Origin of the sequence: Gilliamella sp. wkB308 (assembly GCF_001690185.1) — a bacterium.
In the GTDB taxonomy this organism is placed as follows: Bacteria; Pseudomonadota; Gammaproteobacteria; order Enterobacterales; family Orbaceae; genus Gilliamella; species Gilliamella apicola_I.
Genome location: NZ_LZGN01000037.1, coordinates 19,002 through 45,650 on the forward strand (window position 1 = coordinate 19,002; position 26,649 = coordinate 45,650).

Annotated in this window: 25 protein-coding genes, 1 other RNA gene and 1 riboswitch; of the genes, 15 read left to right on the plus strand and 11 right to left on the minus strand. The window is 35.5% G+C overall.

Annotated features, from left to right (window positions below; genetic code table 11):
- Positions 1-55 precede the first annotated feature (55 nt).
- Together A9G10_RS06470 and rnpB are read left to right on the plus strand one after the other, a co-directional pair.
- The gene (locus A9G10_RS06470) at positions 56-397 is read left to right on the plus strand and encodes a helix-turn-helix domain-containing protein (RefSeq protein WP_065558736.1); all 342 of its coding nucleotides are present in this window, start codon (positions 56-58) and stop codon (positions 395-397) included.
- A gap of 357 nt (positions 398-754) precedes the next feature.
- Positions 755-1,146, plus strand: an RNA gene (gene rnpB / locus A9G10_RS06475) — RNase P RNA component class A.
- On the opposite strand, the gene A9G10_RS06480 is transcribed toward rnpB, so the two are convergent.
- The 6 genes from A9G10_RS06480 to A9G10_RS06505 form a co-directional block, all read right to left on the minus strand.
- Positions 1,141-1,845 (minus strand): DedA family protein, encoded by a 705-nt coding sequence (locus tag A9G10_RS06480; protein ID WP_065558737.1) that lies wholly within the window; start codon positions 1,843-1,845, stop codon positions 1,141-1,143. The two genes, rnpB and A9G10_RS06480, sit on opposite strands and share 6 nt — an antisense overlap.
- Before the next feature lie 26 nt (positions 1,846-1,871).
- Entirely contained in the window at positions 1,872-3,332 is a 1,461-nt protein-coding gene (gene tldD / locus A9G10_RS06485) for a metalloprotease TldD (RefSeq protein ID WP_065558738.1), read from the minus strand.
- A 94-nt stretch (positions 3,333-3,426) separates the two neighbouring features.
- Positions 3,427-4,902, minus strand: a complete 1,476-nt coding sequence (gene rng, locus A9G10_RS06490) for a ribonuclease G (protein ID WP_065558739.1) — start codon at positions 4,900-4,902, stop codon at positions 3,427-3,429.
- A 27-nt stretch (positions 4,903-4,929) separates the two neighbouring features.
- Positions 4,930-5,415, minus strand: coding sequence for a rod shape-determining protein MreD (gene mreD, locus A9G10_RS06495; RefSeq protein WP_065558740.1), 486 nt, complete (start codon positions 5,413-5,415; stop codon positions 4,930-4,932).
- A complete protein-coding gene (gene mreC, locus A9G10_RS06500) occupies positions 5,402-6,244 on the minus strand; it encodes a rod shape-determining protein MreC (protein WP_065558741.1) in 843 nt (280 codons plus the stop codon). Before mreC ends, mreD begins: the two co-directional genes overlap by 14 nt.
- Before the next feature lie 142 nt (positions 6,245-6,386).
- Entirely contained in the window at positions 6,387-7,430 is a 1,044-nt protein-coding gene (locus tag A9G10_RS06505) for a rod shape-determining protein (protein WP_065558742.1), read from the minus strand.
- 363 nt (positions 7,431-7,793) lie between these two features.
- On the opposite strand from A9G10_RS06505, the gene accB reads away from it, so the two are divergent.
- Together accB and accC are read left to right on the plus strand one after the other, a co-directional pair.
- Positions 7,794-8,258, plus strand: coding sequence for an acetyl-CoA carboxylase biotin carboxyl carrier protein (accB, locus tag A9G10_RS06510; RefSeq protein WP_065558743.1), 465 nt, complete (start codon positions 7,794-7,796; stop codon positions 8,256-8,258).
- A gap of 41 nt (positions 8,259-8,299) precedes the next feature.
- Positions 8,300-9,646: an acetyl-CoA carboxylase biotin carboxylase subunit gene (gene accC, locus A9G10_RS06515; protein WP_065558744.1), complete on the plus strand. Its 1,347-nt coding sequence runs from the start codon at positions 8,300-8,302 to the stop codon at positions 9,644-9,646.
- A gap of 133 nt (positions 9,647-9,779) precedes the next feature.
- Here the strand turns inward: accC and A9G10_RS06520 are convergent, their stop codons facing one another.
- Together A9G10_RS06520 and A9G10_RS06525 are read right to left on the minus strand one after the other, a co-directional pair.
- Positions 9,780-10,550: an ABC transporter permease gene (locus A9G10_RS06520; protein ID WP_065558745.1), complete on the minus strand. Its 771-nt coding sequence runs from the start codon at positions 10,548-10,550 to the stop codon at positions 9,780-9,782.
- A complete protein-coding gene (locus A9G10_RS06525; RefSeq protein WP_065558746.1) occupies positions 10,543-11,487 on the minus strand; it encodes an ABC transporter ATP-binding protein in 945 nt (314 codons plus the stop codon). The genes A9G10_RS06520 and A9G10_RS06525 overlap by 8 nt, the downstream gene beginning before the upstream one ends.
- Positions 11,488-11,719: 232 nt before the next feature.
- Between A9G10_RS06525 and mog the strand changes: the two genes are divergently transcribed.
- From mog to cysS, 5 genes are all read left to right on the plus strand, one after another.
- Complete coding sequence (gene mog, locus A9G10_RS06530; protein ID WP_065558747.1) at positions 11,720-12,289, plus strand: molybdopterin adenylyltransferase; 570 nt, start codon at positions 11,720-11,722, stop codon at positions 12,287-12,289.
- Between the two features lie 205 nt (positions 12,290-12,494).
- A complete protein-coding gene (gene argR / locus A9G10_RS06535; RefSeq protein ID WP_065558748.1) occupies positions 12,495-12,953 on the plus strand; it encodes a transcriptional regulator ArgR in 459 nt (152 codons plus the stop codon).
- Positions 12,954-13,064: 111 nt separating this feature from the next.
- Positions 13,065-13,239: riboswitch (Lysine riboswitch) on the plus strand.
- Positions 13,240-13,320: 81 nt separating this feature from the next.
- A complete protein-coding gene (lysC, locus tag A9G10_RS06540; RefSeq protein WP_065558749.1) occupies positions 13,321-14,682 on the plus strand; it encodes a lysine-sensitive aspartokinase 3 in 1,362 nt (453 codons plus the stop codon).
- Between the two features lie 304 nt (positions 14,683-14,986).
- The gene (locus A9G10_RS06545) at positions 14,987-15,229 is read left to right on the plus strand and encodes a GlsB/YeaQ/YmgE family stress response membrane protein (RefSeq protein WP_065558750.1); all 243 of its coding nucleotides are present in this window, start codon (positions 14,987-14,989) and stop codon (positions 15,227-15,229) included.
- Positions 15,230-15,511: 282 nt separating this feature from the next.
- Complete coding sequence (gene cysS, locus A9G10_RS06550) at positions 15,512-16,903, plus strand: cysteine--tRNA ligase (protein WP_065558751.1); 1,392 nt, start codon at positions 15,512-15,514, stop codon at positions 16,901-16,903.
- 46 nt (positions 16,904-16,949) lie between these two features.
- Here the strand turns inward: cysS and trmJ are convergent, their stop codons facing one another.
- Positions 16,950-17,636, minus strand: a complete 687-nt coding sequence (gene trmJ / locus A9G10_RS06555) for a tRNA (cytosine(32)/uridine(32)-2'-O)-methyltransferase TrmJ (protein ID WP_065559015.1) — start codon at positions 17,634-17,636, stop codon at positions 16,950-16,952.
- A 332-nt stretch (positions 17,637-17,968) separates the two neighbouring features.
- Here trmJ and raiA point away from each other — a divergent pair, with 332 nt between their 5' ends.
- The 4 genes from raiA to A9G10_RS06575 all read left to right on the plus strand — a co-directional run bounded on the left by raiA (position 17,969) and on the right by A9G10_RS06575 (position 21,772).
- Entirely contained in the window at positions 17,969-18,301 is a 333-nt protein-coding gene (gene raiA / locus A9G10_RS06560; RefSeq protein WP_065558752.1) for a ribosome-associated translation inhibitor RaiA, read from the plus strand.
- A gap of 100 nt (positions 18,302-18,401) precedes the next feature.
- Positions 18,402-19,553: a bifunctional chorismate mutase/prephenate dehydratase gene (pheA, locus tag A9G10_RS06565; protein ID WP_065558753.1), complete on the plus strand. Its 1,152-nt coding sequence runs from the start codon at positions 18,402-18,404 to the stop codon at positions 19,551-19,553.
- Between the two features lie 15 nt (positions 19,554-19,568).
- The gene (gene mutY / locus A9G10_RS06570) at positions 19,569-20,606 is read left to right on the plus strand and encodes an A/G-specific adenine glycosylase (protein ID WP_065558754.1); all 1,038 of its coding nucleotides are present in this window, start codon (positions 19,569-19,571) and stop codon (positions 20,604-20,606) included.
- A gap of 125 nt (positions 20,607-20,731) precedes the next feature.
- Positions 20,732-21,772 carry an NADH:flavin oxidoreductase/NADH oxidase gene (locus A9G10_RS06575; RefSeq protein WP_065558755.1) on the plus strand — a complete coding sequence of 347 codons (1,041 nt, stop codon included), beginning with the start codon at positions 20,732-20,734 and terminating at the stop codon, positions 21,770-21,772.
- Between the two features lie 58 nt (positions 21,773-21,830).
- Here the strand turns inward: A9G10_RS06575 and A9G10_RS06580 are convergent, their stop codons facing one another.
- Both A9G10_RS06580 and tatA read right to left on the minus strand, forming a co-directional pair.
- On the minus strand, positions 21,831-23,015 hold the full coding sequence (locus tag A9G10_RS06580; protein ID WP_065558756.1) for an FAD-dependent monooxygenase: 1,185 nt from the start codon (positions 23,013-23,015) through the stop codon (positions 21,831-21,833).
- A gap of 7 nt (positions 23,016-23,022) precedes the next feature.
- Positions 23,023-23,196 (minus strand): twin-arginine translocase TatA/TatE family subunit, encoded by a 174-nt coding sequence (gene tatA, locus A9G10_RS12500; RefSeq protein WP_081299111.1) that lies wholly within the window; start codon positions 23,194-23,196, stop codon positions 23,023-23,025.
- Between the two features lie 658 nt (positions 23,197-23,854).
- Between tatA and A9G10_RS06585 the strand changes: the two genes are divergently transcribed.
- Together A9G10_RS06585 and A9G10_RS06590 are read left to right on the plus strand one after the other, a co-directional pair.
- Positions 23,855-24,547, plus strand: a complete 693-nt coding sequence (locus tag A9G10_RS06585; protein WP_065558757.1) for a LexA family transcriptional regulator — start codon at positions 23,855-23,857, stop codon at positions 24,545-24,547.
- A gap of 236 nt (positions 24,548-24,783) precedes the next feature.
- Complete coding sequence (locus A9G10_RS06590) at positions 24,784-26,619, plus strand: ABC transporter ATP-binding protein (protein WP_143425969.1); 1,836 nt, start codon at positions 24,784-24,786, stop codon at positions 26,617-26,619.
- Positions 26,620-26,649: the final 30 nt, after the last annotated feature.

Consider the following 26,649-nt stretch of genomic DNA (forward strand, 5'->3'; position numbering starts at 1 on the left):
TAATTTTAGAGCATAGCATAGATAAAATAAGTTATAAACTAAGAGGGAACAAAAAATGGAAATAAAATTCAGCGATTGGCATCACGCTGATATTATAGCTGCACTAAAAAAGAAAGGGACAACACTATCTGAATTATCCCGCCAATCGGGTTTTAGTTCGTCAACTCTTGGTAATGCGCTTGTTCGACCATGGACAAAAGGGGAATTTATCATTGCTAAAGCCCTTGATTTAGATCCGGCAGAAATTTGGCCTAGTCGTTATATTGATGCAAAGACAAATCAGCCAATTAAGCGTGTTGTTTATGAAAAGAAATTGAATTTTGAATCATCCGGTTTAAACCAAGAAATGATTGAAGAAATGATAGAAAAAATAAATAAAAATAATCAGGAAACTTAAGAAATATTTTAATGAGATATATAAAGATTAAGTTCATTTGTTTCTAAATTTTATGTATTAGCTGATATTTTCAACAAAATTAAATTATTAAACTATTTTAATTTTAAGTGACTTCTTATTTTTGTTTAAAAATAGTTTTTTAATTTAATTAGTGAATAATTTAGGAAGAGTATGATGACTCAATCTTTTATTGTGACTTCGCAAGTTGCATCATTATTTTTAATTTAGTAAAACTAGAGATAAAAAATAGTTTAAATGAGTTTAAAAACCTTTCTTTTAAACAGATATTCTTATTAGTGATGCTAAAATTAGGATGCTGTGCTAGACAAAATGATACTTTACGCTATACTAATCTGCGAAATTAACCAGACAATCGCTGCTTTGTTGTAGTCCTTGTTAAAGAGGAGACAAACAAAGGGGAGGAAAGTCCGGGCTCCATAGGGCAGAGTGCCAGGTAACGCCTGGGGAATTTTGGCGTGAGCTAAAATTTACGACTAGTGCAACAGAGAGTATACCGCCGATGGCTTATAGTTATTAAGATCAGGTAAGGGTGAAAGGGTGCGGTAAGAGCGCACCGCGCAACTGGTAACAGTTGTGGCACGGTAAACTCCACTCGGAGCAAGGTCAAATAGGGATTCATTGGCGCGGCCCGCGTTGAATCCGGGTAGACTGCTTGAGCTAATGCGTGAGTATTAGCCTAGAGGAATGATTGTCCACGACAGAACCCGGCTTATCGGTTAATTTCAATTTTCTTCTTTTTTATTCTCGATTTCAGCAACATTAACTTGCTTCTTTTTGTTTAACCAACGTTTTAAAGCCAGCCAAATAGAGAAGATCAAACCTAAAAGCAATAACAATACTGGGATTAACATTAAAAGTGACATGATCTGCTTCTCATAGGTTTTGAAAATCGGCGACAAACCGAATAGATAACCTAAAGTCACAATTAAGAAAATCCATAATGTTGCACTAATCCAATTATAAATATGAAATTTTCTACTATGTAGATTGGATAATCCAGCCATCATCGGTAATAATGTTCGTACAAAAGCAATAAAGCGACCGATAAACAACGCTTGTAATCCATATTTATGGAATAAAACTTCGGATTTACGGTGATATTTTTCAGGCAGGTGCTCCATCCAACCTTTTACAATTTTGGTATTACCAAGCCAAAGCCCTTGTATATAACCTAACCAAGTTCCTAGGGCTGCTGCTGCAATTAAGATGACATTGATTAACCCAAAATGGAAAACATCAAGACTAATTAGCACACCAGTTAAAAAAAGCAAACTATCACCCGGTAAAAAAGCTGCCGGTAAAACGCCATTTTCTAACAATATGATGACAAATAACATACCATATAATGTCCATAAGACATTAGGGTTTGACAGTGTTGCAACATCCATATTAATAAAAGCTTGATAAAGAGTAATGATTGTTTCCATCTATTTTAAAATCCTATTCATCTAAGTTATTGGTGATTAATAGTACCACCTACAGTTAAATTATTCACTTTCAATGTTGGTTGCCCAACACCTACCGGTACACTCTGCCCTGCTTTACCACAAGCACCCACACCAGAATCTAATTCAAGATTATTACCGACCATTGATATTTGTTGCATGGTTTCAATACCGGAACCAATTAATGTTGCCCCTTTTACTGGCGTCGTTATTTTGCCTTTTTCGATTAAATATGCTTCTGATGTGGAGAAAACAAATTTACCAGAGGTTATATCGACTTGACCACCAGCAAAATTTGGTGCATATAAACCATAATCGACACTACTGATAATCTCATCAAACGTTGAATTGCCAGACAACATATAGGTATTAGTCATACGAGGCATCGGAAGACAATCATAGCTTTCACGGCGTCCATTACCTGTAGATTGAGTGTTCATCAATTTTGCATTGAGTTTATCAAACATATAGCCTTTTAAAATGCCATTTTCAATCAGCACTGTTTTTTGACTTGGCGTTCCTTCGTCATCAATCGACAGTGATCCGCGTCGATTTTCCATTGTACCGTCATCCACTATAGTACAAAGTTCTGAGGTGACTTTTTCACCTACTTTTCCTGAAAATACTGAGCTATTTTTACGATTAAAATCACCTTCTAAGCCATGCCCCACCGCTTCATGTAATAAGACTCCCGGCCAACCTGCGCCAAGAACAACTGGCATTGTTCCTGCTGGTGCTGGTTTAGCAGATAATGAAACTAATGCTTGGCGCACGGCTTCACGTGTGTAACTATCGGCAATACTTTCCCCAGTTTTAGGGTGAATAGTTAAAAAGTAGTCGTAACCAAAACGACCACCGCCACCACTACTACCACGTTCACGCTTACCATCTTGCTCGACAAGAACAGAAACGGATAATCTGACTAACGGTCTGATATCTGCACAATAAGTACCATCAGTAGCCGCAATAAGGATATCTTCATAACTGCCAGTCAAACTTGCCGAAACTTCTGTAACTCGAGAATCAAGTGCACGCGCTAACTGATCGACTTGCCTTAATAAAGCTATCTTTTGGTCTTGATTAAAGCCGTTAATTGGATTAATAGACGAATATCTTAAGCTATTTTCCAATGTTTTAAGAGGAGTAATTTTTATTGGTGTTTGTAGAGTTGTAATGGAATTTGCCGCCAAAACACTCTGCTCTAAGCGATTTAAAGCAAGTTGATCGGTATAGGCAAACCCTGTTTTTTCGCCAATGATAGCTCTAACCCCTACACCTTGATCACGATGATAAGAAGCATTTTTGATAATACCATCTTCGATTGCCCAACTTTCATAAAAGCCCGATAAAAAGTACAAATCGCCATAATCAATTTTTCTTGAACCTAACATATCCAATAAACGCATAATATCCGAATGATTTAGGTTATTTGGACCAAGTAGTCGTTCACTTACTTCAGTTACAATCATAGATTCCTTAATTAATATTTCAAACTTAATAGCTTTTAAAGCTTACTTATTATCAATATATTGTTAATTTCTAATATCTCAAGGTTTTTGAACTTTACATTAATACCACATCATATTGTTCTTGAATATAAAGCGGTTCAACTTTGACTTCAACACGTTTACCAACAAACACTTTCACTTCTGCTAACGCATGTGATTCATCATTATTTAAAGCATTGGCAACCGCTGCAGACGCATAAACCAATAAGTATTCAGAACGATGTGCTTTATGAACACGAACAATTTCACGCAATATTTCATTGCATACGGTTTCTACGGATTTGACGATACCGCGACCCTTACAGGCTGGACACTCTTCACATAAAATATGTCCCAAACTTTCTCGAGTACGTTTACGTGTCATTTCCACTAAACCTAAAGTGGAAAATGAATTTACGGTCGTTCTTGCTCTATCTTTGGCTAAAAAATCTTGCAGTGATTGAAGCACGCGTTCTCGATGGACATCTTCTTGCATATCGATAAAATCGATAATAATAATACCACCTAAATTACGTAATCGTAATTGACGCGCAATAGCAATAGTTGCTTCGATATTCGTATTAAAAATTGTCTCTTCAAGATTGCGATGCCCAACAAATGCGCCTGTATTAATATCAATTGTCGTCATGGCTTCGGTCTGATCGATAATTAAATATCCACCTGATTTTAATTTAACTTTACGATCCAGCGCTCGTTGAATTTCGTTTTCTGTATCATAGAGATCGAATATTGGCGCACTACCTCGATAGTGCATTAATTTATCGGTAACTTCAGGCATGAATTCTTGCGTAAATTCAACTAATAGATCATACGTTAATTTTGAATCAACCAAAATGCGCTCAATGGGATCGCCAACAAAATCACGTAATACACGCTGAGAAAGTTGTAATTCTCCGTAAACCAAATTTTTACTGATTGGCCTAGCCATACGCTCTTGTATTTTTGACCAAAGTCGTTTTAGAAAATTAGCATCTTGTTCTAATTCATGTGCACTTGCACCTTCAGCAGCCGTACGAACAATAAAACCACCTTGATCGGTGACATACTGTTCAACAATTTTTTTAAGCCTATCTCGTTCTTCTTCACTTTCAATACGTTGAGACGTCGCCACGTGGGCTGAGTTTGGGCCGGGCATTAATACTAAATAACGAGAAGGCAATGTAATATCGGTAGTTAATCTTGCCCCTTTAGTTCCCAATGGATCTTTAACAACTTGTACCATCAAGTCTTGTCCTTGACGAACAAGCTCAGAAATATCTTTAACTTGAAATTGCTCTTGCTCACTATCCGATACGCATTCCGTATGAGGCATAATGTCTGAGGCATGTAAAAAAGCTGCTTTTTCAAGACCAATATCAACAAACGCTGCTTGCATGCCAGGTAAAATACGGATCACTTTACCCTTGTAGATATTCCCAACAATACCACGCCGAGATTCACGATCGACATGAATTTCTTGTAATACACCATCTTCAATATAAGCGACACGAGTTTCAGAAGGTGTTACGTTCATTAATAGTTCAACTGACATAAAGATTCCTGTTAAATAGATCGCTAATTAATTGATCGCAAAGCTTCGTCTCACTAGTCGTAAAAAAAGGTAAATTACTATCCATAATACTCCGTCAACCAAACTTGATAGTAAAATTAATGGGGACATTGTTATAGTATGATAAATACTGACCTGAAATAAAAACATCAATAAATTATAACAAATTGATATGCCAAAAATGATAAAGCATTGTTGCCATAGTGCTAAATTACGAATCAACTGGTATTTAAAAATCAGTAAATAAGCAATAATAGAAAAAATAAATGCATGGATACCGATTATTGTACCGGAAAAGAGATCCATAATAATGCCTAGAATAAATGCTGTCCCTATACCAACACGATGTGGAAGCGCAATTAACCAATAAGCTAAGAAGAGCATTAGCACATGTGGCTTGTATATATTATAAGATGGCGTCCAAGGTATAATTTGTAAACATAAACCTAAAAATAACGTTATCCAAATAACTAGTATTCCTCTAGGGTTTTTCATGTTGTTCTCCTTGATCGCCCCATAATAGTAATAGATAACGTAGTCGTTTTAAATCAGCAGTCGGGGTGGCTGAAATAATGGGTGATGAATCACTGATATCAATTTTAACTGAACTTACTACCGCAACAGGATAGCCTTCGGGAAATCGACCATCTAGCCCCGATGTGACAAGAACATCACCGACTTTAATATCAACATTATTCGGTAAAAAATCGAGTGTTAAATCGTTATTACATCCATTACCGACAGCAACCATAGCAATATCATTTCTTTGCACTTGAACAGGTATAGCATGTTGAAAATCACAGACTAAAATAGCTCGACTCGTGTTTTGAGCTGTCTCATAAATCTGTCCAACAATACCTTTTTCATCAATCACAGGTTGCCCAACATATACTCCTTCATGTTGCCCTTTATTGATAACGATCTGATAGGCATAAGGATTAGTATCAGCTAATAAAACTTGAGCAGCCATTTTATGCTCTTCATGCCATAAAGGTGCTTTCAATAACTCCCGTAATCGATTATTTTCGTGTCTTAAATGTGCAAGTAGTAGCAGATCTGCTTTTTTATTTAATAATTCTTCAGATAATCTTTCATTCTCATTGACTAATTCTTCTCTGGATTTCGACATTTCATAGAGTGAATCATACGATGCTGCCGGCGAATTAGAAATGTAATAAAGTGGCGAAATAATAGTATCGAGATAATATCGAATTTCTTTAAATGGACGATAATTAACATCAAAAACTATTAAAATTAAAGCAAGTGCCATAGAAATAAATAGTTGCACACTAAGCGGTGAACGATTAGAAAAAAGTAATTTCATTGTTCAATACTTACCTGTTATATACTTAAGCGCTATTGATACAAAGATATGACTCCGTCGACAATGTCGACGGATAAGAAAGTATGATATTGAATAATTTACCACTTTATTGCACTAAATGAAATGGTAACTAAGACAAATCTTAATCTTCACTGAAAAGATCACCACCATGCATGTCAACCATATCCAGTGCTTTTCCTCCACCTCGTGCTACACAAGTAAGCGGATCTTCTGCGACAACAACATGGATACCCGTTTCAGCGGCTAACAACTTATCGATATTACGTAATAACGCACCACCACCTGTTAATACCATACCATGTTCAGAAATATCAGAAGCAAGCTCTGGCGGACACTGTTCTAACGCGACCTTAACCGCACTCACGATACCACTTAATGGTTCTTGTAACGCTTCTAAAATCTCATTTGAGTTCAACGTAAAGCTACGAGGAACACCTTCGGCTAAGTTACGCCCACGAACTTCAATTTCAAGCACTTCATCACCTGGGTATGCACTACCAATAAAATGTTTAATTTTTTCGGCTGTTGCTTCACCAATGAGTGCACCATAATTACGACGAACATAATTGATAATAGCTTCATCAAATCGGTCACCACCAATTCGAGCAGAAGCAGAGTAAACCACACCATTAAGCGAAATTACTGCAACTTCTGTCGTTCCGCCGCCAATATCAACTACCATCGATCCCGTTGGTGAAGAGACGGGTAAGTCTGCACCGATAGCGGCTGCCATTGGCTCTTCAATTAAATAGACTTCACGAGCACCTGCCCCTAATGCCGATTCCCGAATAGCACGACGTTCAACCTGTGTTGCCCCAACAGGCACACAAACAAGAACACGTGGGCTAGGTCTTAAAAAGCTATGGCTGTGCACTTGGCGAATAAAATACTGTAACATTTTTTCTGTCACAGAAAAGTCAGCGATAACACCATCTTTCATGGGTCTAATAGCTGCAATATTACCCGGAGTACGCCCTAACATCTGTTTCGCAGCCTGTCCGACAGCAGCAACACTTTTCGGTGTTCCAGAACGATCTTGTCGAATGGCAACAACGGAAGGTTCGTTTAACACGATCCCTTGCCCTTTTACATAAATAAGTGTATTGGCTGTACCTAAATCAATAGATAAATCATTTGAAAACAAGCCGCGAACTTTTTTGAACATAATAAAAACTTTTCCTAGAATTAATCTTGTTTAAGTATATTTAGAGTTTGAAGCAAGCTAATTATAAAATATAATTTTCTTGTAAGATCGGTCAAAATAATATCTTATTTAGTCTGTCAATTCCATAGCAAGCCTCAATAATAATTGAGTTATAATATTGTATCGCAATTATAAAATAATACCTAGAAAATAGTATAGCAATAGATTGTAAAGGAGATATATAATGACAAATTATATTTTACAGTGTATCCTGCGGCGTTAATGTTGAGTTACTGCCTTATTATCACCTTAAAAGATTCCTTTTAAGATATTAAGGATGCATTAATTAATTGTTACTTATATCAAATAAACACGGTGTAATTCATGGATATACGCAAAATTAAAAAATTAATTGAGTTAGTTGAAGAGTCAGGAATTTCAGAACTTGAAATCTCTGAAGGTGAAGAATCAGTACGTATTAGCCGTTCAGTGGCAACAACAAGCTATTCTGCGCCTGTACAAAATATTCAAATTCCTCAAGCTGCTCCTGTTGTAGTAACATCAGCTTCTTCTAATGGAGAAGTGGCTAATGAAGTTGAGCCTGTTGCTGTTTCTGGAACAACAATAAAATCCCCAATGGTTGGTACTTTTTATCGTACACCTAGCCCTGAATCAAAAGCGTTTGTTGAAGTTGGGCAAACAGTGAATGTAGGCGATGTACTTTGCATTGTCGAAGCGATGAAAATGATGAATCAAATTGAATCAGAAAAAGCTGGGACTATTAAAGCTATTTTAGTTGAAAATGGTCAACCCGTTGAATTTGATCAACCATTATTCATTATTGAATAATCAGAATTTATTAATTAATTTTTACGATTAAGAGATTGAATATGCTTGATAAAATTCTTATTGCTAATCGCGGTGAAATTGCGCTACGTATATTACGTGCATGTAAAGAACTTGGCATTAAAACGGTTGCTGTTCATTCTTTGGCAGATAAAGATTTAAAACATGTCTTACTTGCAGATGAAACTGTCTGTATCGGGCCTGCGGCATCTGCCAAAAGCTATCTTAATATACCGGCATTAATTTCAGCGGCGGAAGTTACCGGCGCAGCTGCGATTCATCCTGGATATGGATTCTTATCAGAAAATGCTGATTTTGCAGAGCAAGTTGAACGTTCTGGTTTTATTTTTGTCGGTCCAAAACCAGACACGATTCGTTTAATGGGTGATAAAGTATCTGCGATTGAAGCCATGAAAAAAGCAGGTGTGCCTTGTGTACCTGGTTCTGATGGTCCATTGAGCAATAATATTGATACAAATAAACAGATAGCCAAAAAAATAGGTTATCCTGTCATTATTAAAGCCTCAGGTGGCGGTGGTGGTCGTGGTATGCGTATTGTTCGTGATGAAAAAGATCTGGAACAATCCATTAAAATGACCAAACTAGAAGCCAAAACTGCTTTCAATAATGATATGGTTTATATGGAAAAATTCCTTGAAAATCCACGTCATATTGAAATACAAGTGCTTTCTGATGGTCAGGGTAATGCAGTTTATTTAGGTGAGCGCGATTGTTCAATGCAAAGACGTCACCAAAAAGTGGTAGAAGAAGCTCCTGCTGTTGGAATTACGCCAAAAATGCGTAAATTTATCGGGGAACGTTGCGTTAATGCTTGTATTGAGATAGGTTATCGTGGCGCAGGTACATTTGAATTTTTATTTGAAGATGGTGAGTTTTACTTCATTGAAATGAACACGCGTATTCAAGTAGAACATCCTGTGACTGAAATGATAACTGGCGTTGATTTGATTCGAGAACAAATCTTAATTGCCGCTGGCAAACCACTATCAATCAAACAGAGTGATATTCACATTAAAGGTCACGCGATTGAGTGTAGAATTAACGCCGAAGATCCAAAAACATTTATGCCATCACCGGGCAAAATTACTCGTTTTCATGCGCCGGGTGGGTTTGGTATTCGTTGGGAATCTCATATCTACGCTGGTTATACCGTACCACCCTACTATGATTCAATGATTGGTAAATTAATTGCCTATGGTGAAACTCGTGAAGTGGCGATTGCTCGGATGAAAAATGCGTTAGCTGAACTCGTTATCGATGGTATTAAAACCAATATTGATCTTCATATTGAAATTATGAATGATAAAAACTTCCAAAAAGGTGGAACAAATATCCATTACTTAGAGAAAAAACTAGGTATTTATGAGTAGTCCTTTAATGTCTAATCTCGACAATAATATTGTTATTTTAGCGTGTTAATTGTTTGATATTTCATATTATTAACAAAAAACTTGATGGTTCTACTTATCCGCCGACTTACGTCGGCGGTGTTATTTTTACGGCTTAACTTCTTAATCCTTTACCACTCTCAATCAAACGCCACACAGCGACATATAAAATCACCACAAACAAGATAAGCATTGAAAAAGTTATCCATAGTGAAACATCTGTAGTACCAAGAAAACCATAACGAAAACCATTAATCATATAGACAATAGGATTTAATTTAGATACCCACTGCCAAAATGTGGGCAGCAACGTGATTGAATAAAATACCCCCCCAAGATAAGTTAACGGCGTTAATACGAATGTTGGTACAATACTAATATCATCAAATGTTTTAGCATAAACTGCATTTAAAAGCCCAGCTAATGAGAATAATATTGACGTTAATAGTAGTGTAAAAATAACGAATACCCAAGAATGAACTTCATAAGTCACAAAAAAAAGGGATACTATTGTCACTAAAGCGCCAGTTAAAATACCTCGAATAACACCTCCACCAACAAATCCCCAAATTAAGATATGTGTTGGCACAGGTGCGACTAAAAGCTCTTCAATATTGCGTTGAAATTTAGCACTAAAAAATGATGAACAAACATTCGTATAAGAGTTGGTAATTACCGACATCATAATTAATCCCGGAACAATAAATGCCATATAACTATGACCACCCATATTGCCAACTCGTGACCCAATTAGATTCCCAAAAATAATAAAATAAAGTGACATAGTTATAACAGGAGGAATTAAGGTTTGAATCCAAATTCTTAAAAATCGTATCACCTCTTTACGCCAGATACTTTTTAGGGCTATCCAGTATAAATTATTCATTATCGGCTCCTTTTGTTTGAGTATCATTACGCACTAAATCAACAAATAACTCTTCAAGTCGATTGGTTTTATTGCGCATACTGATAACTTTGATTTGTTGTTGATTAAGTTGCTCAAACAATTGATTTAATCCATGCTGTTTATCGACTTTAACTTCCAATACGCCTGGCTCTAAATTGGTAAATGCATAACCGTTTAAAACTATAGGCTGACTGACTGGTAAGTAATCGATAATAATCGTTTCAGATTGACTATTCGCCAGTAAATCACGCATAGAAGAATTAGCAATGAGCTCACCATGTTGAATAATACCAATATGCCGACATAACATCTCTGCTTCTTCTAAATAATGTGTGGTCAAAATAATCGTGATACCCTGACGATTGATTTCTCTCAAAAAATCCCACATAGAACGCCGTAATTCAATATCAACCCCTGCCGTTGGTTCATCAAGAATTAATAATTTAGGTTCATGAACTAATGCTCTTGCTATCATGAGTCGTCTTTTCATACCACCTGATAACATACCTGCCCGGCTGTTACGCTTATCCCAAAGATCTAAAATACGTAAATATTTTTCAGCACGTTCAAGTGCTAATTTACGGGGTAATCCGTAATATCCTCCTTGGTTTGCAACAATTTGTAGTACTTCTTCAAACTGATTGAAATTAAATTCTTGAGGCACTAACCCTAACTGCCTTTTGGCGTTGACGATATCTTTATCTAAATCAAATCCAAAAATGTTAACTTGACCCGATGTTTTGGTAACCAAAGAACTTATGATACCAATCGTTGTGGATTTTCCAGCACCATTAGGCCCAAGCAGAGCATAAAAATCACCAGCTTGTACAGTTAAATTAATACCTTTTAATGCTTCTACACCATTTTTATAAATTTTTTTGAGTTCAATTAACTCAAGTGCAGGAATAGATGACATGAATGTATCCTAGTTGAATATTTTATAATTAAATTGCTATAAAATCCTATTTGATGTGAATTAATATTGACAATATAATTATTCATTGTAAAGCGCTTTTTAGCATTATTTGAATTGATTTTATGACACCCGATTAACAAAACATAAAAAAGATTAATTTTTGTTAAAATCAACTCACTAACGCTTAAAATAAATTTAGTTCAAATAAATCATGAATTAAGGAAAGAATATTATGATTAAAATTGGGTTGGTTTCGGTATCAGACCGTGCATTTAATGGTGTCTATGAAGATGAAGGAATTCCATCTTTAATTACATGGTTGACAAAAACATTAAAAACCCCGTTTGAAACCCTACCGCGTATTATCCCTGATGAACAACCATTAATTGAACAAACTTTATGCGATTTGGTAGATAAATTACATTGTGATTTAATACTGACAACTGGCGGAACAGGACCAGCTTTAAGAGACGTCACACCCGATGCAACAATCGCGATAGCCGATCGTATTTTACCTGGCTTTGGTGAACAAATGCGTCAAATTAGTTTGCATTTTGTACCCACCGCAATTTTATCCAGACAGATTGGTGCAGTAAGAAACAAATGTTTAATTCTGAATCTACCTGGCCGACCTAAATCTATTCAAGAAACATTAGAAGGTGTGAAAGATAATGCAGGGAATGTGATTGTAAATGGTATTTTTGCCAGTGTACCTTACTGTATTGAGCTATTAGAAGGACCATACATCGAAACATATGAACATGTTGTTAAAGCTTTTCGACCGCATAAACCTGTAAAATAGAAACTTTAGTTTTATGCAACTTTGATGCATAATTATCTAATAAAATAAACTACATTTATTTCTCAATTCGATAAAGTTTATTTGTAATAAGATATAACATCTGACTTCTATATTGTTATATCTGATTGGTTTTAAACTTTTTAAGCAATGTTTATAAATAAAATTGAATGTCAAAACAGTAAAACATTTAATCCAAAGGAACACTATGAAACAAGATGATTTCACTCGCGTATTCAAAGAGATGCTAAGTCAAGAAAAATTCAGTTCACAAGTTGAAATTGTTCAAGCTCTTCAAGAGCAAGGTTTTGACAATATTAATCAATCTAAAGTATCAAGAATGTTAACTAAATTTGGCGCCGTAAGAACACGAAATGCCAAATCGGAAATGGTTTATTGTTTACCCGCTGAAATCAGTGTTCCAACAACAAGCAGCCCATTAAAAAATTTGGTTTTAGATATTGATTATAATAGTTCTATGGTCGTCATACGCACTAGCCCAGGCGCTGCGCAACTTATCGCAAGATTACTTGACTCAATTGGAAAATCAGAAGGTATTTTAGGTTCTATTGCTGGCGATGATACAATTTTCAGTACACCAACGAAAGGATGTACGGTGAAAAAATTATATCAAATTATTCTTGAGCTATTTGAACAAGAATTATAAAAACTGATCAGTTAACTTTTTTGTTATTATTTGAATTTTTTATTATTTAACCTATTGACACAATTAACAGAATCGTTAATTCTATACACACTGATTTTGTAATTTAAATCATAAGAACGAAGAGGCGCATTACTCAGGTAGATTGTTTTAGGGGCTGGAACCGTTAATAAATGATTGAGGGGATGTAATGCCGAGATTTAATTGTTAATCCAGAACTCAATTAGATCGACTGCAAGGGCTGAATCCCTTGGGTTGTCACCCTAACAGGTGGAGCGCTTCAGGGTTTTACTCATTTTTCTTAACGGTAAATAAGTCATGACCTCGCTCTAACTCTGTTAAAAATAATTATTTTTAATATGAGGAATTCATGGAAACATCATTTGTAATTGCTAAATTTGGTGGTACCAGTGTTGCCGATTACCAATCTATGGTAAACAGTGCAAATATCGTTATCACTAATCCGAATGTCAAAGTTGTGGTATTATCTGCCTCTGCAGGTATTACAAATTTGTTAGTAGCTTTAGCTGAAGGGCGAGATGCTGAAGTAAGAGCACAACACATTGCGAAAATTCAATCTATTCAATATAGTATTTTAGAACAACTTCCTCAAAATCCTACATTACGTGCTGAGATAGATCAGATAATTGCTAATATTGCCTCTTTATCAGAAGCCGCTAGTCTAGCGACATCATCCGCCCTAACCGACGAACTTGTCAGTCATGGCGAAATTATGTCTTCTAAACTTTTTGTAGAAATATTGAAAGAAAAACAGAAAAATGTGTTATGGTTCGATGTGCGTAAAGTCATGCGGACGGATAATAAATTTGGCAAAGCCACACCAATAATTGAAGACATTAAACAACTCTGTTGTGCCCATTTAAAATCATTGTATGCCAATAACATTATTGTTACACAAGGATTTATTGGTTCAGAAAGCACCGGTAAAACCACTACCTTAGGTCGTGGTGGTAGCGATTATACTGCCGCTTTGCTTGGTGAAGCGTTAAATGCAACACAAATCGATATTTGGACAGATGTTGCAGGTATCTATACTACCGATCCTCGAATTGCGCCATCCGCTAAACGTATTGACGAAATTTCTTTTGCTGAAGCGGCGGAAATGGCGACATTTGGTGCTAAAGTGTTACATCCTGCAACACTGGTGCCAGCTGTTCGAAGCAATATCCCAGTATTTGTCGGGTCGAGTAAAGCGCCACAAGCAGGCGGAACAATTGTTTATAATACCAACAGCATCAAATCAGATCTGCCATCATTTAGAGCATTAGCACTGCGCCGCAAACAAACCTTACTTACGTTAACTAGTTTAAATATGTTACATGCACAAGGCTTTTTAGCGAATGTGTTTACTATACTGGCTAAACATAATATTTCTGTTGATTTAGTCACAACGTCAGAAGTCAGCATTGCATTAACTATTGATACAACAGGAACCAACACCAATGGCACCAGTTTATTAACTAAAGCACTATTTGATGAGCTATCCACACTTTGCCATGTCGAGGTTGAAGAAGATTTAGCTTTAATAGCCATCATTGGTAATAAACTGACATCAACCAAAGGTATAGCCAAAGAAGTATTTGGTGTCTTAGATGATTTTATTATTCGACTTTGCTGCTACGGGGCTAGCACGCATAACCTTTGTTTATTATCAAGAAGTAATGATGCAGAAGACATCATTAAAATTCTCCACAAAACAATTTTTGAATAATACGCTCTATGAGGAAGATAATCTCTTCCTCTTTTATTAGTTAGAAAAGTAACAAATCCAATCCAAAAAATAAATTGTAAAGCCAAATAAAATATCTAAACATTTAATAAAAAAAATTATAGAATATAGACAATCTACTTTATATAGTTCGTTCATAAAACTATTCTTTATATTTCAATATAGTCATCAATCTTCATATTGTTTGTTATTAGTGATTTATACGTTTAAAAAATGTATTGCTTTTAGTTCAATTTACTACATCAGTAAGCTAACATTAAACACAACAAAATAAGGGTAAATTATCATGGGTATTATAAGTTGGATTATTCTAGGATTAATTGCCGGTTGGATTGCTAAATTTTTTATGCCGTTAGGCAGTGTTGGGGTGGTAAAAACTATTCTGCTCGGTATAGCGGGTGCCTTGGTTGGAGGGTATATAAGTACTTTCTTCGGCTGGGGAAGCGTCACTGGATTTAATTTCCCAAGTTTGTTTATCTCAGTATTAGGGGCAATTTTATTAATCTATCTTTATCGTCTTTTCAGATAAAAATTTCGTTTCAAATCAAATTTGGCGGATTTCTTCCGCCAATTAATTAATGCAATTATCAACATAATTGTTATCAATAATTCAATGAATCTTATTTTTTGGTTTAGCATCAATAACCATACTCAACCGCTCTTAAACCTACGCCTGTGGCATCAAAAACCGAATGGCATAAATTAGATTCCTTTCATTTTCGTTGTAAAGATGTTAATAAGTAATTTCGTCGTATGACGATTTTTGTTATATTAATCGCCATAATCTCTTATTAATAAATAGTAAACTAGAATGCTTAAAATATTCAATACATTATCTCGAGAAAAAGAAGTGTTTCAATCTATTACTCCCAATAAAGTCGGACTTTATGTCTGTGGGGTGACGATTTACGATCTTTGTCATATTGGTCATGGGCGCACTTTTGTCGCATTTGATGTTGTTTCTCGTTATCTGCGTTTTTTAGGTTATGACTTAACTTATGTCCGTAACATTACCGATATTGATGATAAGATCATTAAAAGAGCCCTTGAAAATGGCGAAACCTGTGAACAATTAACCGAACGTATGTTACAAGAGATGTATGCTGATTTTGATGCATTGAATATTAAACGTCCTGACGTTGAACCTCGTGCAACTCAACATATGCAACAGATTATTGAATTGGTTGAAGAGTTAATAAAAAAAGACCATGCTTATATTGCTGATAATGGCGATGTGATGTTTTCCGTCGATAGTGATCCTAATTATGGTATTTTATCTCGTCAAAATTTAGAACAACTACAAGCGGGTGCCCGTGTTGATATTGTTGATGTAAAACGCAATCCAATGGACTTTGTGTTATGGAAAATGTCTAAACCAAACGAACCAAGTTGGGATTCGCCATGGGGGAAAGGTCGCCCTGGTTGGCATATAGAATGTTCAGCAATGAATAGCTACCAATTGGGTAATCATTTTGATATTCATGGTGGTGGGTCTGATTTAATGTTCCCACACCACGAAAATGAAATTGCTCAATCAACTTGTGCCCATGATGGACAATATGTGAATTATTGGATGCATTCAGGTATGGTAATGATTGACCAAGAAAAAATGTCAAAATCACTAAATAACTTTTTCACGATTCGTGATGTATTAAAGCATTATGATGCAGAAACAGTTCGCTACTTCTTATTATCAGGTCACTATCGCAGTCAACTCAACTATAGTGAAGAGAATCTAAAACAAGCTCGAGTGGCACTAGAGCGTTTATATACAGCTTTACGGGATACTGATCCTAATCATCCTCATACCACACCAGACAGTGATTACTACCGTCAATTCTGTCAAGCAATGAATGATGACTTCAATACACCAGAAGCTTATTCCACACTATTTGATCTTGCACGTGAAATTAATAAAGCAAAAGCGGAAAATGATATGGCGCATGCCAATGAATTGGCAGCCGAATTACGCTATTTATCCGCTGTTCTAGGTCTATTAGAACAAGATCCAGTCAAATTTTTACAAGGCGAATCACAAGACGATGTTGATAGCAGTTTAATCGATGCTTTGATTCAACAACGTAATGAAGCCCGCGCCAGTAAGAATTGGGCGTTAGCCGATGAAGCTCGAGATAAATTAAATGCTTTGAATATCGTGCTTGAAGATGGGGCAAATGGCACGACTTGGCGCAAAAAAAGTTGATGATATAAGTTAAAACACCCATTTAAAAATGGGTGTTGATAATCATCTATCTTAATTTTTTATCCACTGACGTTAAAATACCTCGTAAAATATTTAACTCTTGTTGTTCAATCCGTGCGCGAGTAAATAACCGACGTAAACGCCCCATAATTTGACCGGGATGATTAGCATTAATAAATTCAGTCTTCAATAAAGTTTGTTCTAAATGCTGATAGAAACGTTCGATGTCTTCATCTTTTGGGAACTCAACACTATTTATATCAGCCTCATGTTCAGTTAGAACAGTTACCAAATTTAACATTGACATTCGTATTTCATAACAAAGTACTTGTACTGACATTGCCAAATTCAATGAGCTATATGTTGGATTTGCAGGGATACCAACATGATAATGGCACTTTTGCAACTCCTCATTGGTTAATCCGACTCGTTCACGACCAAAGACCAAAGCAACTTTTGCATCACTATTCGATGCTTCTTGAATAATTTTATCGCCACATTCTTTCGGTGTGAGATTCGGCCACTGTAAGCTGCGAGGACGAGCACTAGTCCCAATCACTAGCCGACAATCTGCAATCGCCTCGTCCAAAGATGAAAAAATTTGGGCTTGTTTAATAATATCACTCGCCCCAGCTGCTAAAGAAATGGATTGAGAATCTGGTTTTATCACAGGGTTAACCAAACAAAGATGCGTTAATCCCATTGTTTTCATCGCTCTAGCGGCTGATCCCATATTACCAGTATGCGAAGTTTCAACTAAAACAATTTTCACGTTATCTAAATAATTCACATTATCCTCATTAAAAAGTATCGAGTTCCTATTAGAACCAAATAGTTAACAGTATATAGGAAAAAGATTGCAAAATGCAGATTTGAAATCTCATTGATTAAAATCAGCAGAAATTATTTTGAATGTTAATCACAAAATTTACAGAATAAATAAATAACTGATTGACGAAACTGCAATAATTTGCCAATGTAGAGGTAGAAATCCACCATTGAGTTAGCTCAATTTGTTAGCGAATTTTTTAGTAAACTTTATAGTAAACATAGTGGAGGTCAATCATGACGTTAAGTATTACCAGTAAACAAATGGACATTACTCCTGCAATTCGTCGTTATCTTGAAGATAAGTTTTCAAAATTAGATAAATGGAGAGCACTGTTAATCAACCCTCACTTTATATTATCGAAAGAACCTGATGGATTTATTATTGATGCCACCATTGCGACCAAAGGAACACCTTTAGTTGCTTCAGCTAAACACATTGATATGTATGCGGCAATCAATGATCTTATTGGCAAACTCGAAAAACAACTCAATAAGATTCAGCATAAAGGGGAATCTCGCCGAGCCTTTGATAGCATCAAAGGAGCCGTACTCGAAGAGCAAGTTTAAAAATAGATGATCACAAATAAATTAAAAGGCACTTTGATAGTGCCTTTATTTTTTAGCTTGTTATAATATTACACATCTATTTTTTACTTAATTAAGCCAAATGACTGTTAATCCTTTACTACCCTTGCGAGATAAAATTAATGAAATTGATGCGAAAATATTAGAGCTTGTCGCTAAACGTCGCCAAATTTCAACACAAGTCATTCAAACAAAAATTGAAGCCAACATTCCTGTACGTGATTTAGAACGTGAACGCTCATTAATCAACTCACTTATTCATCAAGGAAAAGCCTATCATCTGGATGATTTTTTAATAAAACGTTTATATCAGGTGATTATTGAAGATTCCGTTCTACTACAACAGAAGATCCTACAAGAAAAACTAAATCACAATACCATAGCGACGGCAAAAGTTGCTTTTTTAGGGCCAAAAGGTTCTTACTCCCACTCTGCTGCGCGACGTTATGCGAGTGCTCACTTTGAAGAAATGACGGAATCCAGTTGTTCAACCTTTAAAGATGTTTTTGAGCAAGTCGAAAAAGGAATGGTTGATTTTGGTATTTTACCTATCGAAAATTCAAGCTCTGGTTCGATTAATGAAGTTTATGATCTTTTACAAAAAACCAATTTACATATCATTGGTGAACTTTCATTACCTATTGATCACTGCGTACTTGCTATTGCTGATGCCAAACTAGAGCAAATTGATACTATTTATAGTCATCCACAACCATTTCAACAATGCAGTAACTTTTTAGAAAAATCACCTCATTGGAAGATTGTCTATTGTGACAGTACCTCATCAGCCATGGAGATAGTTGCCAGCCTCAATAAGCCAAATGTTGCTGCAATGGGTAACAAAGACGGCGGTGAATTATATGGACTTCAAGTACTTGAACATGATTTTGCAAATCAAAAAGAAAATATCACCCGCTTTATTGTGTTAGCACGACAACCCGTTGATGTTTCAAATCAGATTCCAGCTAAAACCACTATCCTAATGAAAACAGGTCAACAAGCTGGGGCCTTAGTTGATGCATTACTAGTATTGCGCAATCACAACATTGTCATGACAAAGCTGGAGTCTCGACCAATCCATGGTACACCATGGGAAGAGATGTTTTATATCGATCTACAAGGCAATCTTCATTCTCATGAAATGCAAACCGCGCTCAAGGAACTCTCAGCTATTACTTTATACACCAAAGTGCTTGGCTGTTATCCAAGTGATTCAATTTCATCGCTCATATAATTAATCATAAACACTATGCAAAAATTTTCCAATGCCGTGCTCAAGTGGTATGACGAGTACGGCAGAAAAACGCTACCTTGGCAAATTGAAAAAAGTTCTTACCATGTTTGGTTGTCGGAAGTGATGCTCCAACAAACTCAAGTTGCAACTGTCATCCCTTACTTCAATCGTTTTATTGCGCATTTTCCGAAGATAACCGATTTAGCACACGCCCCGATTGATGATGTATTACATTTGTGGACTGGACTGGGTTACTATGCTCGAGCCCGTAATTTACATAAAGCAGCGAAAATGGTTACTGACAAGTTTAAAGGTCACTTCCCTACTCTATTTGATGATGTCGTTGCCTTACCCGGTGTTGGGCGTTCAACCGCTGGCGCAATTTTATCGCTATCTCAAAACCAACATTACCCTATTTTAGATGGTAATGTAAAACGGGTTTTAACACGCTTTTTTGCTGTTGAAGGTTGGCCTGGCAATAAAAGCATTGAAAACAGACTTTGGCAATTGAGCGAACAGGTCACACCAAAGCATGATGTAGCCAAATTTAATCAAGCGATGATGGATATTGGCGCAATGGTTTGCACTCGTACCAAACCTAAATGTAACTTATGTCCACTGCAAAGTGATTGTATCGCTTTTCAAACAGACAGTTGGCAACAATATCCTACCAAAAAACCAAAAACAACCATTCCTGAAAAATCGGCATATTTTTTGATGCTTGAATACAACCAGAGTATATGGCTTGAAAAACGACCGCCATCGGGTATCTGGGGTGGTTTATATTGCCCACCACAATTTGCTACAAAGCAAGCATTAATCAATTGGCTAAACGATTGTGGAATTCAAACAACTCCACCACAACAATTGATTTCTTTTCGCCATACTTTTAGCCATTTTCATTTAGATATCATACCGATTCATTGCATCATAGTTAACAACACGAAATGTTTAGATGAAAGTAATAGCTATTGGTATAACTTAACAACAGAAAATGCGAAAATTGGCTTAGCAACACCTATTTACAATTTATTGAAGCAATTGAATTCATGATTGATTAAATGAGCTTAAAATTGATCGGTTTGTTAACTATCGGTTAAATTAGCGATATTATAGCTTAATTATTCTTCACAAAAAGTTGAGAATATATTGTTCACCAGTAATTTAAGGAATTCTATATGGCTAAAATATCTTATTTAAATACGCCCTTTACGATCAAAAGATTATCATTAAAAAATCGTATTGTTATGCCTCCAATGTGTCAATATCAAGCTAAAGATGGTCTACCAAATGATTGGCATTTTGTTCATTATGTTTCAAGAGCTGTTGGGGGCGTTGGGTTAATTATTGTTGAAATGACGAATGTTGCGCCAAATGGACGAATCTCGCCAAATTGTCTGGGTTTATGGAATGATGAGCAACGAGATCAGTTCAAACGTATTGTTGATGCCGTTCACGCCCAAAATAGCAAAATAGCCATTCAAATTGCCCATGCAGGGCGTAAAGCTTTAGGAGCTGATGATGTGGTATCTTGCTCTCCTCTTCTTTATGACGGCACTAACGAAGCCAATAAACAGTGGCAATATCAAACGCCAAGAGAATTATCAAAAGATGAAATCGCTGACATTATTCAAAAATTTAAAGAATCAACCCAACGGGCCGTTGAAGCAGGTTTCGATGCAATTGAAATCCATGGCGCACATGGTTACTTAATACATCAATTCAGTTCACCTAAAACCAATTTACGAACCGATGAATATGGTCAAGATAAGTTACTCTTTGGAGAACAAGTCATTAAAGCCGCTAAATCGGTTATGCCACCTGATATGCCGTTAATAATTCGGTTTTCAGCGCAAGAATATGGTAAAGATGGATATGGTGTTGATTATGGATGCAAAATAGCTAAACGTTTTGCCGATGCAGGTGCAGACGTTTTAGATGTGAGTGGTGGCGGTGACGGACAGCTTGATCCAGCAAACACCCCTGATTTTCATGCCGGTTATCAGGTTTACTTGGCTAGCGCTATCAGACAATCGATAGATTTACCAATAATAGCTGTTGGTATGCTTGAAGATCATTACTTAGCCGATTACGTTTTAAGCCGAGGCGATGCAGATTTGATAGCGATTGGTCGAGGTTTACTCAGTGATCCATATTGGCCTTTACGTATTTCTTCATCGCCATTTGTTCCGACATCATATCAAATAGCATTCAAATAATTTATCAAAATTGTTATATCCTGTAGCACAAGTTACAGGATAATTAACATTAGCTAAATTATATCTTCATGGCATATTTGATTAACTGTTTTTTTAATGGTGAACAATAATCAATAGTATTCATTCCTACCGTTCTTAGTGCCTTCTTAAATAAGTTATCCCCATTAAACATATCTTGAATAGTTTGCATAGCCGCTAACATTACCATCGTATCTTTACGACGCGTAAACTGAAATGATTTTAGATTACTGACCAAGCCAATATCCTGATTCTCATCGATTAATTTTTTTATTGTCGACACTAACAAGGCCGAATCTTGAAAACCTAAGTTGACGCCTTGCCCAGCTAAAGGATGAATTGTGTGCGCTGCATCGCCAACTAAAACTAAACGATGTTTAACAAACTGCTTGGCAAAGCGTGCTTTTAAAGGAAAAATCATTCTTGGGTTAATTAACTGACAGTGACCTACTTTATCACCTGTTAATTGAAATAATTGATATGAAAACTCCGTTTCAGATAACAAAGCTAAATTAGCTGCATAATCGGGTTTAGTAGACCATACTAAACAACTTCTATTAGGATGATAAAGCGGAAGAAAAGCAACAATACCATTGGGATAAAAAATTTGTTTTGCACAAGCGTGATGAGGATATTCGGTTTCAACGGTTGTAATTAATGCGTGATGAATATAATTACGTTCTAAAACAGAAATGTTTTCATGCTGACGAATCCAAGAATTTGCACCATCTGCACCTATAATAAGTTTAGCTGGTAAAGTAACTTGATCTGCCAAGGTCAAAAAAGCACAATTATCATCAAATACACTATCTATCACTTCTTGGCTATAAAGCGTTATGTTGTTACTAGCTAAAGCATAGTGATAAAGATAATGAGACATAACGTGATTTTCTATGATATAACCTAAATTTGGATAACCATAGTCCTTAGCCTGTGCTGATAAATGAGCCTGCCCATTCTTTTCCCAAACATCAATTTCGGTAAACTCTTGTACTCGACCACTTGAACAAAGGTCATCCCAAATACCAATTTGAGTAAAATAGCGCTGGCTAGCACCATTTAGCGCTGAAGCCCTGATCCCAATTTTATCCGCTTGCAAACATTCATGTTGGTGAATATTTTTATCAATAATGGCAATATTCAAATCATAATCACTTAAAGCACAAGCCGTTGCTAAACCTACTAAGCCACCCCCAACAATGGCTACATCAAATTGAATACTCATAGTTCAATTATTTATTATCTAATTTAGGATCATTTTTGGATTCAATATCTTCATTCATCTCCTTTTTAAACCCTTTCAACGCCGAACCTAAATCAGATCCTAAATTTCGCAGTTTTTTAGTGCCAAATAACAATACGACAACAGCAAGAAAGACTAAAAGATGCGGGATACTAAATGACATAATAAAATCCTCTTAATTAAATTTTATTAATTCGTCTAACAATAGAATTGTAAACAAATGGTATATATGTTTATACATTATACCTTTTAAGGGATGAATTCATAAGAAGTTTAAGCAAAAAAAAAGACCTGCATATAAATATACAGGCCAACATGAAATATAAGGAATATAAGGAAAGAAAACAATGAAAAATCCTTACACTGCTTATTATCCATTTTTTTTCGTTTCAGTCAACGTTTTTATTTGTTTTTTTATTTATTTTAAATTTTAAAAGAAAAAGGGCAAAAACAAGAATTAAGTCTTTTAAAATCAATGGATAAGCAAATTTAATGTAAGTAACTCATGAAAGTAAATTAATTTGATATATATCAAATATAAAATAAAAAACATTTAAAAAGCAGACAAAAATCTTTTTTTCTCGTGGAAATAAATAAAATTTCAACAGAAAAACAAAAATAAAATATTTTTTTAAAAACACTATATTTTGATTTTTTAATACGCAAATTGATATAATTAACATGCTATAAAACGAACAATTCAAACAAAATTACAAAAAATTACTTTTTTATATTAGCTTTTCATTTAATGTTGGATGTAAAACTTATAAAATATCTACTATAATTTGAAAAACGGATGTAATAGGAGAAACAAATCAGAAATGAATATGATTAAAAATAAGAATGTAAAAACATTTAAAGAAAGATTACATAGCTCAATGCAAGGTTTATCTGTCTCCGCCTTCGCTAAAAAATGTGATATGTCTGAAACAGTGATCAGAGATTATTTATCAGGAAAAACTTACCCCTCTTTGACACGGCTGGAAGTGATTGCTGAAAAATGCAATGTTTCATATAACTGGTTAGCAACAGGCTATAAATTAGAAGTTTTAGATCCCAAAGAAGATGAAGCAGATGTCTACAACGAGAATATATACCGTATTCCCGTCTATAAAAAACAGTTACCAACCAAAGAAGAAGCACAATCACAACGATATATTCGAGAAACACCTCCTGTCATGAACTATCCCGTTGTTGAAGGTTGGGCTTCTCATCGAGGATTAGATATCAAAAAATTAATCATTTATTGGGCTAAAGGGGATCTCATGTCGCCTGAAATCAACAATAATAATGGTTTAATTATTAATACGGAAATCGTTGAAATTATTGACGGAGCAATCTATTTAGTTGAATATGAAGATATTACCTTTTTACGTAAAGTTCGATTAACGCAAAATGGTTGGGTTTTAATGTGTAACAATAACCAATTCCCTACCATTGAAGTCTCTAAAGAAAATTTTGATAAGTACCATTTTGTGGGACGAGTTGTACAAATTATCAAAGATATTTTTTAGTCAAAAAATAGGCAAATATCGTTATTCAAGATATAATTAAAGCAAGGGAGATTCAAAAATGAGCTCTTCCTTGCTTTAGTTATTAATATTTTAGAATCTGCAATAATAGGTATTCAAATGTTGTTAAATTTCAGAACTATCCATCAGTTTTAGGATATCTAACGCTATTCATTTTACTCACAATGTTAATATCAACGATTCAATTCAATGAAAAATAGCAAATAATTAGGTCAATTATGTATCGATTTTTTGAAAAATTGGTGTCACCTTATCCTAAAAGTGAACCGCAACCAGCAGCTAAAAATTTTCTAGGTTTTATATGGCAATCAACCCAAGGCACTCGAATATTCATACTGCTTTTAATTCTATTTAGTGCACTCAGTGGCGCATTTGAAGCTTTTCTATTTGCTGCGCTTGGCAAAGTGGTGGATTGGCTTGCAATTGTCGAACCTAATGAGCTTTGGCAAAAAGAAAAAACATCGCTATTAATATTAACCTTAATCATTTTATCCAGCACTTTGATTATTGGATTACAAACAATCATCAAACATCAATGTTTAGCGGGAAATTTTCCAATGAGAATGCGTTGGAATCTACATCGATTAGTGCTTAATCAAAGTATGCGCTTTTTTCAAGATGAGTTTGCCGGAAGAATATCGGCAAAAGTTATGCAAACTGCATTAGCTGTTAGAGACACCTGCTTTCTTGTTGCTGATATTTTAATATTTGTATTGATTTCGTTTATTACTATGGCTGCGGTAATCGGTCAATTAGCACCTTGGTTATTGCTGCCATTTTTTGGATGGTGTGTCCTTTATGGCTTAGCCATGTACTATTTTATTCCTCGCTTAAGTAAAGTTGCAAGTATGCAAGCAGATGCACGCTCTACCATGACTGGACGTGTAACGGATGCTTATACAAACATTATGACTGTCAAACTATTTTCTCATGCCGGTAATGAAGCAAAGTATGCCCAAGAATCTATGGATGAATTTTTGATTACTGTCAATAAACAAATGCGATTAGTCAGCAGTTTTGAAATCGTGAACCACTTATTATCTATTCTACTTATTTTAACAACGACTGGCGTTGCTTTGCTGTTATGGACAAATCAATTAGTTGGAATCGGTGCTATCGCAACAACCACAGCATTAGCGCTTCGTTTAAACGGCTTATCGCATTGGATTATGTGGGAGCTGGCAGCTTTATTTGAAAATATTGGGGTTGTGAAAGATGGTATGAATACATTTTCAACTGCAACAACTATTGTTGATAAACCTAATGCCAAAAATCTAAATGTCACTAATGGAAAAATTGAGTTCAAAAATATTTATTTCACCTACGATGAAAAGATTCGAAATTCGGTAATTAACGATCTCAATTTAACCATTAAGCCCGGTCAAAAAATAGGGTTAGTTGGACGCTCTGGCGCCGGAAAATCCACATTAATTAATCTGTTATTACGTTTTTATGACTTACAACAAGGTAAAATTCTTATTGACGGACAGAACATTACCGAGATTAATCAAGAAAGCTTACGGGCACAAATTGGTATGGTTACACAAGACACGTCCTTATTACATCGAACTGTTCGGGAAAATTTACTTTATGGTAATAATCAAGCGACTGAACAAGAGATGATAGACGCGGCTAAAAAAGCACATGCAGATAAATTTATTCAAACATTAATCGATGCTAATGGCAGAACCGGTTATGATGCTTTTGTTGGTGAACGAGGTATAAAACTATCGGGAGGGCAAAGGCAACGCATTGCCATTGCTAGGGTGATCTTAAAAAATGCACCAATATTATTACTCGATGAAGCAACCAGTGCATTGGATTCAGAAATTGAACAAGCCATTCAAGAAAGTTTATATGCACTAATGGAAGGTAAAACTGTTATCGCTATTGCTCATCGTTTATCAACTATTGCCGCAATGGATAAACTGGTTGTTTTGGATGAAGGAAAAATTATCGAACAAGGTACTCATCAAGAATTACTGGATAAAAATGGCTTATATGCTCAACTTTGGAAACATCAAAGCGGTGGTTTTTTACCAGATAGTTTATAAGCGCGTTTAAGGTTTGGCACCAACAATAGG

Excerpts from the sequence above, each read along its gene's own strand:
- A9G10_RS06470 (WP_065558736.1), top strand. The coding sequence starts at position 56 with ATGGAAATAAAATTCAGCGATTGGCATCACGCTGATATTATAGCTGCA.
- A9G10_RS06480 (WP_065558737.1), bottom strand. The coding sequence starts at position 1,845 with ATGGAAACAATCATTACTCTTTATCAAGCTTTTATTAATATGGATGTT.
- tldD (WP_065558738.1), bottom strand. The coding sequence starts at position 3,332 with ATGATTGTAACTGAAGTAAGTGAACGACTACTTGGTCCAAATAACCTA.
- rng (WP_065558739.1), bottom strand. The coding sequence starts at position 4,902 with ATGTCAGTTGAACTATTAATGAACGTAACACCTTCTGAAACTCGTGTC.
- mreD (WP_065558740.1), bottom strand. The coding sequence starts at position 5,415 with ATGAAAAACCCTAGAGGAATACTAGTTATTTGGATAACGTTATTTTTA.
- mreC (WP_065558741.1), bottom strand. The coding sequence starts at position 6,244 with ATGAAATTACTTTTTTCTAATCGTTCACCGCTTAGTGTGCAACTATTT.
- A9G10_RS06505 (WP_065558742.1), bottom strand. The coding sequence starts at position 7,430 with ATGTTCAAAAAAGTTCGCGGCTTGTTTTCAAATGATTTATCTATTGAT.
- accB (WP_065558743.1), top strand. The coding sequence starts at position 7,794 with ATGGATATACGCAAAATTAAAAAATTAATTGAGTTAGTTGAAGAGTCA.
- accC (WP_065558744.1), top strand. The coding sequence starts at position 8,300 with ATGCTTGATAAAATTCTTATTGCTAATCGCGGTGAAATTGCGCTACGT.
- A9G10_RS06520 (WP_065558745.1), bottom strand. The coding sequence starts at position 10,550 with ATGAATAATTTATACTGGATAGCCCTAAAAAGTATCTGGCGTAAAGAG.
- A9G10_RS06525 (WP_065558746.1), bottom strand. The coding sequence starts at position 11,487 with ATGTCATCTATTCCTGCACTTGAGTTAATTGAACTCAAAAAAATTTAT.
- mog (WP_065558747.1), top strand. The coding sequence starts at position 11,720 with ATGATTAAAATTGGGTTGGTTTCGGTATCAGACCGTGCATTTAATGGT.
- argR (WP_065558748.1), top strand. The coding sequence starts at position 12,495 with ATGAAACAAGATGATTTCACTCGCGTATTCAAAGAGATGCTAAGTCAA.
- lysC (WP_065558749.1), top strand. The coding sequence starts at position 13,321 with ATGGAAACATCATTTGTAATTGCTAAATTTGGTGGTACCAGTGTTGCC.
- A9G10_RS06545 (WP_065558750.1), top strand. The coding sequence starts at position 14,987 with ATGGGTATTATAAGTTGGATTATTCTAGGATTAATTGCCGGTTGGATT.
- cysS (WP_065558751.1), top strand. The coding sequence starts at position 15,512 with ATGCTTAAAATATTCAATACATTATCTCGAGAAAAAGAAGTGTTTCAA.
- trmJ (WP_065559015.1), bottom strand. The coding sequence starts at position 17,636 with ATGGGATCAGCCGCTAGAGCGATGAAAACAATGGGATTAACGCATCTT.
- raiA (WP_065558752.1), top strand. The coding sequence starts at position 17,969 with ATGACGTTAAGTATTACCAGTAAACAAATGGACATTACTCCTGCAATT.
- pheA (WP_065558753.1), top strand. The coding sequence starts at position 18,402 with ATGACTGTTAATCCTTTACTACCCTTGCGAGATAAAATTAATGAAATT.
- mutY (WP_065558754.1), top strand. The coding sequence starts at position 19,569 with ATGCAAAAATTTTCCAATGCCGTGCTCAAGTGGTATGACGAGTACGGC.
- A9G10_RS06575 (WP_065558755.1), top strand. The coding sequence starts at position 20,732 with ATGGCTAAAATATCTTATTTAAATACGCCCTTTACGATCAAAAGATTA.
- A9G10_RS06580 (WP_065558756.1), bottom strand. The coding sequence starts at position 23,015 with ATGAGTATTCAATTTGATGTAGCCATTGTTGGGGGTGGCTTAGTAGGT.
- tatA (WP_081299111.1), bottom strand. The coding sequence starts at position 23,196 with ATGTCATTTAGTATCCCGCATCTTTTAGTCTTTCTTGCTGTTGTCGTA.
- A9G10_RS06585 (WP_065558757.1), top strand. The coding sequence starts at position 23,855 with ATGAATATGATTAAAAATAAGAATGTAAAAACATTTAAAGAAAGATTA.
- A9G10_RS06590 (WP_143425969.1), top strand. The coding sequence starts at position 24,784 with ATGTATCGATTTTTTGAAAAATTGGTGTCACCTTATCCTAAAAGTGAA.